Source organism: Vogesella indigofera, assembly GCF_028548395.1.
Classification (GTDB): Bacteria; Pseudomonadota; Gammaproteobacteria; order Burkholderiales; family Chromobacteriaceae; genus Vogesella; species Vogesella indigofera_A.
In genome coordinates this window covers 150,773-164,276 of record NZ_JAQQLA010000003.1, presented here as the reverse complement: position 1 = coordinate 164,276, position 13,504 = coordinate 150,773, and the positions used below count along the sequence as shown (strand labels likewise).

The 13,504-nt window shown below is 64.0% G+C and carries 12 protein-coding genes; 7 read left to right on the top strand and 5 right to left on the bottom strand.

The features are described 5' to 3' along the window. The first annotated feature begins 26 nt into the window (after window positions 1-26). The 6 genes from PQU89_RS02775 (at window position 27) to PQU89_RS02750 (ending at window position 7,716) form a co-directional block, all read left to right on the top strand. A complete protein-coding gene (locus tag PQU89_RS02775) occupies window positions 27-1,526 on the top strand; it encodes a CoA-acylating methylmalonate-semialdehyde dehydrogenase (protein WP_272764511.1) in 1,500 nt (499 codons plus the stop codon). A 74-nt stretch (window positions 1,527-1,600) separates the two neighbouring features. Beyond that, window positions 1,601-2,761: an acyl-CoA dehydrogenase family protein gene (locus tag PQU89_RS02770; RefSeq protein WP_272764510.1), complete on the top strand. Its 1,161-nt coding sequence runs from the start codon at window positions 1,601-1,603 to the stop codon at window positions 2,759-2,761. 102 nt (window positions 2,762-2,863) lie between these two features. After that, the gene (locus PQU89_RS02765) at window positions 2,864-3,646 is read left to right on the top strand and encodes an enoyl-CoA hydratase (protein WP_272764509.1); all 783 of its coding nucleotides are present in this window, start codon (window positions 2,864-2,866) and stop codon (window positions 3,644-3,646) included. Between the two features lie 57 nt (window positions 3,647-3,703). Continuing rightward, window positions 3,704-4,831 carry an enoyl-CoA hydratase/isomerase family protein gene (locus tag PQU89_RS02760; RefSeq protein WP_272764508.1) on the top strand — a complete coding sequence of 376 codons (1,128 nt, stop codon included), beginning with the start codon at window positions 3,704-3,706 and terminating at the stop codon, window positions 4,829-4,831. Window positions 4,832-4,852: 21 nt separating this feature from the next. Then, on the top strand, window positions 4,853-5,737 hold the full coding sequence (gene mmsB, locus PQU89_RS02755; protein ID WP_272764507.1) for a 3-hydroxyisobutyrate dehydrogenase: 885 nt from the start codon (window positions 4,853-4,855) through the stop codon (window positions 5,735-5,737). A gap of 248 nt (window positions 5,738-5,985) precedes the next feature. Beyond that, entirely contained in the window at window positions 5,986-7,716 is a 1,731-nt protein-coding gene (locus PQU89_RS02750) for a DEAD/DEAH box helicase (RefSeq protein WP_272764506.1), read from the top strand. A 73-nt stretch (window positions 7,717-7,789) separates the two neighbouring features. Here the strand turns inward: PQU89_RS02750 and PQU89_RS02745 are convergent, their stop codons facing one another. The 4 genes from PQU89_RS02745 to trxA form a co-directional block, all read right to left on the bottom strand. Beyond that, window positions 7,790-8,395: a CoA pyrophosphatase gene (locus PQU89_RS02745; RefSeq protein WP_272764505.1), complete on the bottom strand. Its 606-nt coding sequence runs from the start codon at window positions 8,393-8,395 to the stop codon at window positions 7,790-7,792. Further along, window positions 8,395-9,045: a trimeric intracellular cation channel family protein gene (locus PQU89_RS02740; protein ID WP_272764504.1), complete on the bottom strand. Its 651-nt coding sequence runs from the start codon at window positions 9,043-9,045 to the stop codon at window positions 8,395-8,397. Before PQU89_RS02740 ends, PQU89_RS02745 begins: the two co-directional genes overlap by 1 nt. A 64-nt stretch (window positions 9,046-9,109) precedes the next feature. Beyond that, on the bottom strand, window positions 9,110-10,366 hold the full coding sequence (rho, locus tag PQU89_RS02735) for a transcription termination factor Rho (RefSeq protein WP_047967081.1): 1,257 nt from the start codon (window positions 10,364-10,366) through the stop codon (window positions 9,110-9,112). A gap of 157 nt (window positions 10,367-10,523) precedes the next feature. Then, a complete protein-coding gene (gene trxA / locus PQU89_RS02730) occupies window positions 10,524-10,853 on the bottom strand; it encodes a thioredoxin TrxA (RefSeq protein ID WP_047967082.1) in 330 nt (109 codons plus the stop codon). Between the two features lie 186 nt (window positions 10,854-11,039). Between trxA and fabI the strand changes: the two genes are divergently transcribed. Next, the gene (fabI, locus tag PQU89_RS02725) at window positions 11,040-11,828 is read left to right on the top strand and encodes an enoyl-ACP reductase FabI (protein ID WP_189372537.1); all 789 of its coding nucleotides are present in this window, start codon (window positions 11,040-11,042) and stop codon (window positions 11,826-11,828) included. A 414-nt stretch (window positions 11,829-12,242) separates the two neighbouring features. On the opposite strand, the gene PQU89_RS02720 is transcribed toward fabI, so the two are convergent. Then, complete coding sequence (locus PQU89_RS02720) at window positions 12,243-13,469, bottom strand: branched-chain amino acid ABC transporter substrate-binding protein (protein WP_272764503.1); 1,227 nt, start codon at window positions 13,467-13,469, stop codon at window positions 12,243-12,245. Between the last annotated feature and the right edge of the window lie 35 nt (window positions 13,470-13,504).

Genomic DNA, 13,504 nt, shown 5'->3' with positions numbered 1-13,504 from the left:
CACGCCGCCCGCAAAGGAGAAACACCATGTCGCACCTGCCTACCGTCAAGCTGCTGATCAACGGCGAATTCATCGAATCGACCACCAGCGAATGGCGTGACGTGATCAACCCGGCCACCCAGCAAGTGCTGGCACGGGTACCGATGGCCACCACCGCCGAAGTGGCCGCCGCCGTTGCCGCCGGCAAGACCGCCTTCAAGAGCTGGAAGAAAACCCCGATCGGCACCCGCGCCCGCATCTTCCTCAAGCTGCAGCAGCTGATCCGCGAACACATGAAGGAGCTGGCCGCCATCCTCACCGCCGAACAGGGCAAGACGCTGGCCGACGCCGAAGGCGACGTGTTCCGCGGCCTGGAGGTGGTCGAGCATGCGGCCAACATCGGCAGCCTGCAGCTGGGCGACTACGCCGAGAACGTCGCCGGCGGCGTCGACACCTACAGCGTGATGCAGCCGCTGGGCATCTGCGCCGGCATCACCCCGTTCAACTTCCCGGCGATGATCCCGCTGTGGATGTTCCCGATGGCGATCGCCACCGGCAATACCTTCGTGCTGAAGCCGTCGGAGCAGGACCCGATGGTAACCATGCGCCTGGTCGAGCTGGCACTGGAAGCCGGCGTGCCGCCGGGCGTGCTCAACGTGGTGCACGGCGGCGCGGAGGTGGTCAACGCGATCTGCGACCATCCCGACATCAAGGCGATCTCCTTCGTCGGCTCCAGCAAGGTCGGCACCCACGTCTACAACCGCGCCAGCCTCAACGGCAAGCGCGTGCAGTGCATGATGGGCGCCAAAAACCACGCCATCGTGCTGCCGGACGCCAACAAGGAACAGGCGCTGAACCAGCTCACCGGTGCCGCCTTCGGTGCCGCCGGCCAGCGCTGCATGGCGCTGACGGTGGCGGTGCTGGTCGGCGACGCGCAAGCATGGATTCCCGAGCTGGTGGCCAAGGCCAAGACATTGCAGGTCGGCCCCGGCCATACCAACCCCGACATCGGGCCGCTGATTTCCTGCACCGCCAAGGACCGCGTCGCCACCCTGATCGCCAAGGGCGTCGAGCAAGGCGCCACGCTGGAGCTGGACGGCCGCAGCGTCAGCGTGGCCGGCTTCGAGCACGGCAACTTCGTCGGCCCCACCATCTTCAGCGGCGTCAAGCCGGGGATGGCGATCTACGACCAGGAAATCTTCGGCCCGGTGCTGTGCCTGATGGCCGCCGACAGCCTCGACGAGGCCATAGCCATCATCAACACCAACCCCAACGGCAACGGCACCGCCATCTTCACCCAGAGCGGCGCCGCGGCGCGCCACTTCCAGGAGGAGATCGACGTCGGTCAGGTCGGCATCAACGTGCCGATCCCGGTGCCGGTGCCGCTGTTCTCGTTCACCGGCTCACGCGCGTCCAAGCTCGGCGACCTCGGCCCCTACGGCAAACAGGTGGTGCTGTTCTATACCCAGACCAAGACCGTCACCAGCCGCTGGTTCGACGACGAGGCCAGCAGCGGCAAGGTGCACACCACCATCCAGCTGAAATAAGCGCAACGTTGGCCGCAGCCGCCCCGTGCCCGTGGCGCGGCGCGGCGGCCGGCGAAGCAGAAAAGGAACCAAGCATGGACTTCGCACTCAGCGACGAACAAATCGCCTTTCGTGACAGCGCGCGCGCCTTCGCCGATAACGAGCTGGCGCCGCACGCAGCACACTGGGACGAGGCGGAAATCTTCCCGGTGGACGCCATCCGCCGCGCCGGCGAAATGGGCTTCTGCGGCCTGTACACGCCGGAGCAGTACGGCGGCCTCGGCCTGACGCGGCAGGATGCCGCCATCGTGTTCGAGGCGCTGGCCGGCGGCTGCACCTCCACCACCGCCTACCTCACCATCCACAATATGGTGAGCTGGATGGTCGGCAGCTTTGCCCGCTCGGAAGTGGCGGCGCAGTGGGTGCCGCAACTGGCCAGCGGCGAGCTGCTCGGCAGCTACTGCCTGACCGAGCCGGGCGCCGGCTCCGATGCGGCCAACCTGCGCACCCGTGCAGAGCGCGACGGCGAGCACTACATCCTCAACGGCAGCAAGGCCTTCATCTCCGGAGCCGGCAGCAGCGACGTGCTGGTGGTGATGGCGCGCACCGGCGGCGCCGGCGCGCGCGGTATCTCCGCGCTGCTGGTGCCGGCCGACCTGCCCGGCATCGTCTACGGCAAGAAGGAAAAGAAGATGGGCTGGAACAGCCAGCCCACGCGCGCCATCACTTTTGACAACGTGGTGGTACCGGCGGCCAACCTGCTGGGCGAGGAAGGCCAGGGCTTCGGCTTCGCGATGAAGGGGCTGGACGGCGGCCGCATCAACATCGCCAGCTGCTCGGTCGGCACCGCGCAGGCGGCGCTGGACGCCGCCACCCGCTACGTACAGGAACGGCAGCAGTTCGGCCAGCCGCTTGCCGAGTTCCAGAGCGTGCAGTTCCGCCTCGCCGACATGGTCACCGAACTGGTCGCCGCACGGCAGATGGTCAGGTTGGCCGCATGGAAGCTGGACAACGCCAGCGCGGACGCCAGCGCCTACTGCGCGATGGCGAAACGCTTCGCCAGCGACGTTGGTTTCAAGGTCGCCAACGAGGCACTGCAGCTGTTTGGCGGCTACGGTTATATCAAGGAATACCCGCTGGAGCGCTACGTACGCGACAACCGCGTACACCAGATTCTGGAAGGCACCAACGAAATCATGCGTGTGATCATCGCACGCAAGCTGTTGCAGGACGGCGCACTGGAAAACCTGCGCTGACCGCGATTGAAATAGAGACATTGCCAGCCCCACCCGCACCACAGCGCCAGGCCGCCGTTGCCGGCAACGCCAGACCTGAGGTGGCAAACACAGGAACCGAACATGCAAGACTACGCCAACCTGATTGTTGAAAAACGCGGCCACACCGCCCTGATCACCATCGCCAACCCACCGGCCAACACCTGGACCTACGACAGCCTGCAGGCGCTGAAGCGGCTGGTGGCCGATCTCAACGCCGACCGCGACATCTACGCGCTGGTGATCACCGGTGAAGGCGAAAAATTCTTCTCCGCCGGCGCCGACCTCAAGCTGTTCGCCGACGGCGACAAGGGCGTCGCCGCCAGCATGACCATCCTGTTCGGCGAGGCGTTCGAGACGCTGTCCACCTTCCGCGGCGTCAGCATCGCCGCCATCAACGGCTACGCGATGGGCGGCGGGCTGGAGTGCGCGCTGGCCTGCGACCTCCGCATTGCCGAGGAACAGGTGCAGATGGCGCTGCCGGAGGCCGCCGTCGGCCTGCTGCCCTGCGCCGGCGGCACGCAGAACCTGCCGCACCTGGTCGGCGAAGGCTGGGCCAAGCGCATGATCCTGTGCGGCGAGCGCGTCGATGCCGCCACCGCGCTGCGCATCGGGCTGGTGGAAGAAGTGGTATCGAAAGGCGCCGCCCGCGACGCGGCGCTGGCGCTGGCAGAAAAGGTTGGCCGCCAGTCGCCCTGCTCGGTCACCGCCTGCAAGACCCTGGTACAGGCCGCGCGCCACGCCCCGCCTGCGGCCAACCTGATCCACGAGCGCGAGCTGTTCATCAAGCTGTTCGATACGGAAGACCAGCGCGAAGGGGTGCAGGCCTTCCTGCAGAAGCGTACGCCGCAGTGGCAAAACCGCTAACCGCACCAGGCTCGGGCGCCGCGATAGCAGCGTGATAAGCACAAGTAAGGGAGCAGCATGAACGACGTCGTACTGTTTGAAGAAATCAGCACCGCCAGCGGCCACCGCCTCGGCGTGGCCACGCTGAACGCAGAAAAGGCGCTCAACGCGCTCAACGGCGACATGATCCGCCTGCTCGACGCGCGGCTGTCGATCTGGGCTCAGGATGACGGCATCGTCGCCGTGCTGCTGCGCGGCGCCGGCAACAAGGCCTTCTGCGCCGGCGGCGACGTGCGCGCGATGCGCGACGCGCTGGTCAGCGACCCCGAGCAGCAGTGGCCCAATCCGCAGGCCGAGGCGTTCTTCACCGCCGAATACACACTAGATTACCGCATCCACACCTACACCAAGCCTATCCTGCTGTGGGGCAGCGGCATCGTGATGGGCGGCGGGCTCGGCCTGATGGCCGGTGCCAGCCACCGCGTCGCTACCGCCAGCACCCGCATCGCGATGCCGGAAATCAGCATCGGCCTGTATCCCGATGTCGCCGGCAGCTGGTTCCTGCAGCGCATGCCGGCCAGGGCCGGCCTGTTTCTCGGTCTTACCGGCGCGCCGCTGAACGCGCGCGACGCGCTGCTGTGCAATCTCGCCGACCACATCCTGCCGCAGGACGGCTGGCCGCAGCTGCTGGCCACCCTGACCGCCAGCGGCTGGCACGCCGACAGCACAGCCAACCATGGCCAGCTCACCGCGCTGCTGGGCGAGCTGGAAGCCGGCAACGGCGACGCGCTGGCCGACAGCAATGTTTCGCGCTGCCTGCCGCTGATCCACCAGCTGATGAACAAGGGCTCGCTGGCAGCGGTGGACCAGGCGCTGCGCCACACCGCCTTCGAGGACGCGTGGCTGGCGGCGGCCGCCAAAAGCTACGCCGCCGGCAGCCCGAGCAGCGCCGCCGTCACCTGGGAGATTTTTCGCCGCGCCAGACACCTGTCGCTGGCCGAGGCCTTGCGCATGGAGCTGGTTCTGTCGCTGAATTTCTGCGCCGCGCCGGATTTCCGCGAAGGCGTACGCGCGCTGCTGGTCGACAAGGACCGCAACCCGCAGTGGTCGCGCCCGACGCTGGCCGCAGTTGACCAACACTGGGTGGCGCAGCACTTCCGCTCGCCGTGGCGCGAGCAGGATCACCCGCTGGCCACGCTGCACTGACACACGCAAGAGGAGCAAGACATGCAACATATTGCCTTTATCGGCCTGGGAAACATGGGCGGCCCGATGGCCATCAATCTGGTGCGAGCCGGTTTCAGCGTCAGCGGGGTCGACCTCTCCGCCGAGGCGCTGCAACACTTCAGCGAGCACGGCGGCAAGGCAGCCGCCAGCGTCGCCGAGGCGATACAGGACGCCGACGCGGTGATCTCGATGCTGCCGGCCGGGCGTCATGTCGAAGGGCTCTACCTCGGTGACGACGGCCTGATCGCACGCCTGCCCGCCGGCACGCTGGTGCTCGATTGCAGCACCATCGCCGCGCACACCGCACGCGGCGTCGGCAGCACCGCCAGCGACGCCGGCCTGCGCTTCCTCGACGCACCGGTGTCTGGCGGCACCGCCGGCGCCGCCGCCGGCACTCTCACCTTCATGGTCGGCGGCGATGCGGCCAACGTTGAAGCGGCGCGGCCACTGCTGGCGGCGATGGGCAAGAACATCTTCCACGCCGGCGACATCGGCGCCGGCCAGACCGCCAAGGTGTGCAACAACATGCTGCTCGGCATCCTGATGGCCGGCACCGCCGAGGCACTGGCACTGGGGGTGAAAAACGGCCTCGATCCGGCGGTACTGTCCGAGATCATGAGCAAAAGCTCCGGCCGCAACTGGGCGCTTGAGCTGTACAACCCGTGGCCGGGCGTGATGGAGAACAGCCCGGCCAGCCGCGGCTACAGCGGCGGCTTCATGTCGGAGCTGATGCTGAAGGATCTCGGCCTTGCCGAGGAAACCGCGCTGCAAAGCCACGCCGCCAACCCGCTGGGCGCGCTGGCGCGCAACCTGTACGAAAGCCACGTCGCCGACGGCAATGGCAAGCTGGACTTCTCCAGCATCGTGAACCACTTCCGCCACTGACGGCGCCGGGCGGGGTGTTGCAATGCAGCACCCCGCCTCACCCAAACCGCATACCTGCAATTTATTGTCAATGATTCGCTGCACAACGCCGGCAATCGGAGTACACTAGCGAATCGCGTGCCACCAATCACCGCGACCTTTTCTTCAGACCCGCACTCTCCCGCCGGGTCCTCCATTGAAAACACTATTTTTGTCCGCCCGGATTGGTATTGTCTTTGCAATGGGCAGACATCCTGATTGCACAATAAATGTCCGAACTGACTTTTGCCGCACTAGGCCTTGCCGAGCCACTGTTGCGTGCCGTAGCCGATACCGGCTACACCCAGCCTACCCCGATCCAGGCGCAGGCCATCCCTCAAGTATTGCAAGGCGGCGACCTGCTGGCCGCAGCGCAGACCGGTACCGGTAAAACCGCCGGTTTCACCCTGCCGCTGCTGCACCGCCTGATGGATCAACCGTCCAAGCAGAAAGGCCGTCCGCGCGCACTGGTGCTGACCCCAACCCGCGAACTCGCCGCCCAGGTAGAAGAATCCGTACGCGAGTACGGCAAATACCTGCCGCTGAAATCGATGGTGATGTTCGGCGGCGTCGGCATCAACCCGCAGATCGCCCAGCTGCGCAAGCCGGTCGACATCCTGGTGGCGACACCGGGTCGCCTGCTGGACCACGCCGGTCAGAAGACCGTCGACCTGTCCGGCGTCGAGATCCTGGTACTGGACGAAGCCGACCGCATGCTGGACATGGGCTTCATCCACGACATCAAGAAAGTGCTGGCGATGCTGCCGAAGGAGCGCCAGACGCTGCTGTTCTCGGCCACCTTCTCCAGCGAGATCAAGACTCTGGCCGACAAGCTGCTGAACCAGCCCAAGCTGGTGGAGGTGGCACGTCCGAACCAGACCAACGCCCAGATCACCCAGAAAGTGCATCTGGTCGACCGCGACCGCAAGACCGAGCTGCTGATCGAGATGATCAAGGGCGGTGACTGGCACCAGGTACTGGTGTTCACCCGTACCAAGCACGGCGCCAACCGCCTGGCCGAGAAACTGGAAAAAGCCGGCATCGCCTCGATGGCGATCCACGGCAACAAGAGCCAGGGCGCGCGCACCAAGGCCCTGGCTGGCTTCAAGGACGGCAGCCTGCCGGTTCTGGTTGCCACCGACATCGCCGCCCGCGGCCTGGACATCGAAGAACTGCCGCACGTGGTCAACTACGAGCTGCCGAACGTACCGGAAGACTACGTGCACCGCATCGGCCGTACCGGCCGCGCCGGCTGCGTCGGCGAGGCGATCTCGCTGGTTTGCGTGGACGAGCTGGGCTTCCTGCGTGACATCGAAAAGCTGACCAAGCAGACCGTGGACCGTTTCACCGTGCCCGGCTTCGAGGCCAACCCTAACGAAGAACCACAGGCCATCGAAATTGGCCTTGGCCGCTACATCCACGGCGCGCTGACCCCGACCGCCACGCCGCCAAAAGGCAGCAGCAAGCGCCGCGAAGGCAGCGGTGGCAGCAACCAGCGCCGCCAGCCGGCAGCGCAAACCAAACCGCGCCAGGGTGACAGCAACGGCCGTCGCAACGAGCCGCGCGATGACGCCGCTCGCCCGGCCGCTGCACGCAACAACGGCAAGCCCGCCGCCGCCAAAACGGCCAACGGCAGCGCCAAGCCGGCGGTCGGCAAACCGCGTCAGCCACAGGCCGCCGCCGAGCCGCGTCGCAACGAGTCGCGCAACAACGCGCCCAAGCGCAATCCGCAGCAGGAGCCGAACGGCAACTACTTCCATGACGACGGCCCTCGCCAGCCAACGCTGACGCTGCACGCACTGGGCATTTCGCCGACCGAGGATGCCCCGCTGCGCAAGCCAGCAGGCCAGCCGCGCAATGGCGGCAGCGGCAAACCGGCCGGTGGTGGCGGCAAGCCACGCCAAGGCGGCAGCGGCAAGCCGCGCCAGACCTCGGCGCTGTTCAGCCCGCCGAAGCGCTAAACGCCAAGGTTGGCCGCAAACAAAAAACCACCGCACTGCGGTGGTTTTTTTCGTTTCAAGATTACCGGCAGTCTCAGCGCGACCACACCGCTAGGTGTAGCGCCAGTCGCCGCAACATCGCCGCCGTGGCCCCCCAGATAAAGTAGTCGCCGTAGCTGATCGCATAGTAGTGGCCGCTGAGGCCATCACGCTGCACCGCGTGGCGCTGGTAGGCGGCGACATCCATCAGATGTGCCAGCGGCACGAAGAACACCTCGTCAACCTCGTCCGGCGCCGGCACCGGCTGGAATGGTTGCGCCAGCAGACCCAGCACCGGCGTCACCTCGTAACCGGTGATGGTGACGTAGGGCGGCATCACCCCGGCCAGCTGCACCAGCGCCGGCGGCAGGCCGACCTCCTCCTCCGCCTCGCGCAAGGCGGCACTGGCCGCGTCCGCGTCCTGCGGCTCCAGCTTGCCGCCGGGCAGGCTGATCTGGCCGCCATGACTGCGCAGGTGCGCGGTACGCCGCGTCAGCAGCACGCTGGGCTCGCCCTGCTGCCAGACGATGGCCAGCAATACCGCCGCCTGGCTGTGCGCCTGCGGCCGCGGCAACAGCCCCTCGTCGTCCGCCACCGCCGACATCTGCGCCAGTGCCGCGGCAAACCAGGCGTGGGCACGCTCGAACTCGGCAGGCCACATCAGTTATCCCGTCCTTTCCGCTGTGCCGCCAGCTTGGGCAGCGACAGCTCGCCCCAGTGCGCCAGCAGGCGCAACGCCACGCCGGCGACGAATACCAGTTGCACCGCCAGCAGATGGTCCCAGCCGAAGCGGCTGAGCAGGAACAGCAGCGCCGCCACCACGATCGACACCGTGCCGTAAAAATCCTTGTGCAGGATGAATGGCACGTCGTTGACCATCATGTCGCGCACGATGCCGCCACCGACCGCGGTCACAAAACCGAGCAGGATCACGCCGAAGGCATTGAGGTGGAACTCCACCCCCAGCTTGGCCCCGGCCAGACTGAAGGCCACCAGACCGATGGAGTCGGCGATGATGAACAGCGTGGTCAGCACCTCGTTCTCGCGCTTGTGCAGCCGCACCAGCCACGCCAGCAGCACGGTCAGCGCGATCACCACCAGGTTGGTGTTATCGAGGAACACCATCGGCATGCGGCCAACCAGCATGTCGCGGATGATACCACCGCCGATCGCCGTCAGCAGCGTGACAATCACCACCCCCAGCAGGTCGAGATGCTTGCGCACCCCCAGCAGATAGCCGGAAACCGCAAACGCCACCGTACCGATGATCGAATAGCCGTCCAGATCCAGCAGTAAATCCATCCAGTTCATTATTTCGCTTCTGCAAAGAAAAACGCCAGGGAAACCTGGCGTTTGAACAGTCATGCCTGGCGTCTCAGCGACGCATCGAATCAAAGAACGCCAGGTTGGTCTTGGTGGCCTTGATCTTGCCCAGCAAGAACTCCATCGCCTCCAGATCGTCCATCGGGTACAGTAGCTTGCGCAGCACCCAGATGCGCTGCAGCTGATCCTGCTGAATCAGCAGCTCTTCGCGGCGGGTGCCGGAGCGGTTGATGTTGATCGCCGGGAAGGTACGCTTCTCCGCCATGCGACGGTCGAGGTGCAGCTCCATGTTGCCGGTGCCCTTGAACTCCTCGAAGATCACGTCGTCCATGCGCGAACCGGTATCCACCAGTGCGGTGGCGATGATGGTCAGCGAGCCGCCTTCTTCGATATTACGCGCCGCACCAAAGAAACGTTTCGGGCGCTGCAGGGCGTTGGCGTCGACACCACCGGTCAGCACCTTGCCGGAGGACGGGATCACGGTATTGTAGGCGCGGGCCAAACGGGTAATGGAGTCCAGCAGGATCACCACGTCCTTCTTGTGCTCGACCAGACGTTTCGCCTTCTCGATCACCATTTCGGCAACCTGCACGTGACGGGTGGCCGGTTCGTCGAAGGTCGAGGAAACCACTTCGCCCTTCACCGAACGCTGCATTTCGGTCACTTCTTCCGGGCGCTCGTCGATCAGCAGCACGATCATTTCCACTTCCGGATGGTTGGTGGTGATCGCGTGCGCGATATGGGTCAGCATCACCGTCTTGCCCGACTTTGGCGGCGCCACCAGCAAGGCGCGCTGACCTTTACCGATTGGCGCGATCAGGTCGATGATGCGGCTGGTGATGTTCTCTTCGGCCTTGATGTCACGTTCCAGCACCAGGCGTTCGGTCGGAAACAGCGGCGTCAGGTTTTCGAACAGTATCTTGTGCTTGGCCGCTTCCGGCGGACCGCCGTTGACCTTGTCGACCTTGACCAGTGCAAAGTAACGCTCGCCCTCTTTCGGAGTGCGGATCTCGCCATCGATGGTGTCGCCGGTATGCAGGTTGAAGCGGCGGATCTGCGACGGGCTGACGTAGATATCGTCAGGGCCAGCCAGATAGGACGCTTCCGGGCTACGCAGAAAGCCGAACCCGTCAGGCAGCACTTCCAGGGTGCCTTCGCCGAAAATACTTTCGCCTTTTTTGGCCTGATGCTTCAGGATGGCAAAGATGAGATCCTGCTTGCGCAGGCGGTTGGCACCGTCGATCTCGTTGGCGATGGCCATTTCTACGAGTTCGCTGACGTGCTGATGCTTGAGATCGGATAAATGCATGGTATGTGTGGCGTCGACCGGTAACGGGACAAAAAACGGGATGCGCTGCTAGTGAGTACAGGGGAAATCAGATGAGAATCGAGCGACCGTGTCAGGTCGCTCGACTTTTGAAGATCTGGCTTGAAGATAGCCGATCAGTACAGGCGTGTCAATTCAATCAGGCCAGGTTATTGTTCAGGAATTCAACCAGTTGCGTTTTGGACAAAGCGCCAACCTTGGTTGCGGCCACTTCGCCGCCCTTGAACAGCATCAACGTCGGGATGCCACGGATGCCGAACTTCGGCGGGGTGGCTTCGTTCTGGTCGATGTTCAGCTTGGCAACGGTCAGACGGCCCTGATATTCCTTGGCAACATCATCCAGGATCGGTGCAATCATCTTGCAAGGACCGCACCACTCGGCCCAGTAATCCACCAGCACCGGCTGCTCGGACTTAAGTACTTCTTGTTCGAAAGAATCATCAGTCACATGCAGGATCAGGTCGCTCATCGTCTTCCTCTCGAAGTCTGTCAATTTCAGGTTTGATGGCCGATGGTAGCAATACCCGGCACGGGCAGCAAGCCTTGACAGGGGCTGTTTCAACACACTGCGCACGACAAGCGCAGAGAGAACAAACACTGTCGGACAATAGGCGGTTATAATGCGCGCTTGCTTGAAAATAACGAAGGATTCAACATGGGTTTCTTGCAGGGTAAAAAGATCCTGATTACCGGCATGATTTCTAACCGGTCGATTGCCTACGGTATCGCGCAGGCCTGTCACCGTGAGGGCGCTGAACTGGCGTTCACTTATGTCGTAGACAAACTGGAAGACCGCGTCCGCGAAATGGCCGCCGACTTCGGCAGCACACAGGTATTCCGCTGCGACGTACAGAACGATCAGGAAATCGATCAGCTGTTTGCTGACCTTGGCAAGGAATGGGACGGCCTCGACGGCCTGGTACACGCCATTGCATTCGCCCCGCGCGAGTCATTGGAAGGTGATTTCCTCGATGCACTGACCCGCGAAGCATTCCAGACCGCACACGACGTGTCGGCCTACAGCTTCCCGGCACTGGCCAAGGCCGCCCGTCCGATGATGCAGGGGCGCAACGGCGCGCTGCTGACCTTGTCCTACCTCGGCGCGGTGCGTGCGATCCCGAACTACAACGTGATGGGTCTGGCCAAGGCCAGCCTGGAAGCTTCGGTCCGCTTCATGGCAGCCAGCCTGGGCAAGGACGGCATCCGCGTGAACGCCATTTCCGCCGGTCCGATCAAGACCCTGGCCGCAGCCGGCATCTCCGGTTTCGGCAAGCTGCTGTCGATGGCGGCCAACCAGTCCTGCCTGCGCCGCAACGTGACCACCGAGGAAGTCGGCAACACCGCCGCCTTCATGCTGTCCGACCTGGCGTCGGGCATCACCGGTGAAATCACCTATGTCGATGGCGGTTTCAGCATCAACTCGCTGAACGTACCGGACGCATAAGCAGACGCCGGCAGGCGGCGCGGACAGCGCTGCTCGCCGGCAATAAAATCGCAGCCAGCGGTGTGATGCGTGTCGCAGCAGCGGCACCACCCCCTCCTACCTTGCAGAGCATCGTGCTTCTCAAGGACGCTCGCGAAAAACAGGAGGCATCAACTACCCCGGTAGTGGTGCCTCTTGTCGTATCCAGTCCACCCTCGCAACACCAGCAGCAGCACGCCTGCCGGGCATCGCTACCGGGAGTCGGTCAGCCACAGCCCGTACCCGCTTTCGCCGCAGCGCCGGTCGCCAACGCCCTTCAGCCGCCCCAACCCTGCAACAAGACAACAGCAGCAGCAACCGCCTGCAACTGAAATAACAGCCATAAAAAAACCGGCACAAAAGCCTGTGCCGGTTTTTTGTCCTGCCAGCTGAAGCTTACTGGGCAGCGGAAGCAGCAGGTGCAGCGGCAGCGCCGGCGCCACCCACGGTTTCCATTACTTTCCACTCACCGCCTTCAACCTTGTACACGGTGATGCCACCGTCTTTCAGGTCGCCGTTCTGGTCGTAGGACCAGGCCGCGGAAGTCACGCCGGAGTAGTTGATCGCGGCCAGTTTCGGCAGGTAGTCAGCCGGCTTGATCGAATCCGCCTCTTTCATCGCCGCAATGATCACGCGAGTCGCGTCGTATCCGTATGGCGAGTAGGTCGCCACGTCCGCGTTGAAGCGGGCCTTGTAGCGGGTAGCGTAGTCGGCGCCTTTAGGCATTTTTTCCAGCGGCAGGCCTGCCAGCGAGGCGATGGTGCCTTCGGCTTCCTTACCAGCCAGCTTCAGGAAGGTCGGGGTCTTGGTCATTTCACCGGATACCAGCGGTGCCTTCAGGCCCAGACGCTTCATCTGCTTGGCCATCGGGGCGGACTGCGCATCAGCACCACCGAAGAACACCACGTCAGGTGCAGAACCCTTGATCGAGGTGATGATGGCGGCAAAGTCGGTTGCCTTGTCGTTGGTGAACTCGCGCTTCACGACTTCGCCACCGGCGGCCTTGACCGACTTCTCGAATTCGTCAGCCAGACCTTGGCCGTAAGCGGTGCGGTCGTCAACGATGACGATCTTCTTGGCTGCCAGCTTCTCAACCACGAACTTGCCCATTACCGAACCTTGCTGGGTATCGGAAGTCATGGAGCGGAAAGTGGTCTTGTAACCTTGCTGGGTGAAAGCCGGGGCAGTCGCCATTGCCACTTGTGGCAGGCCTGCGTCGGAGTAGATCTTCGAAGCCGGGATCGAGGTGCCGGAGTTGAAGTGACCAACAATGCCGCTTACCTGGTTGTCGACGAACTTCTGCGCCAGCTGGGTCGCAGTTTTCGGGTCAGCCTGGTCGTCTTCTGCCACCAGCTCGAAGGTCACCGGCTTGCCGCCGATGGTTGGCTTCTCGGCGTTGGCATCTTCGATCGCCAGGGTCACGCCGTTTTTGTACTCTTCACCGTAGTGCGACTGTGGGCCGGTCAGTGGCGCGGCAAAGCCGAGCTTCACGACTTCACCAGCAGCGGCGCCGGATTGAGCGGCAGACGCGTCGGCCGGGGCTTCTTCTTTATTGCCGCACGCAGCCAAAGTCAGCGCAGCAGCAACAGCGAGGGAAAGGCGGGTCATTTTGGTCAGTTGCATGTTTCTCTTCTCTAGTTATGTCAGGGAAAGACATC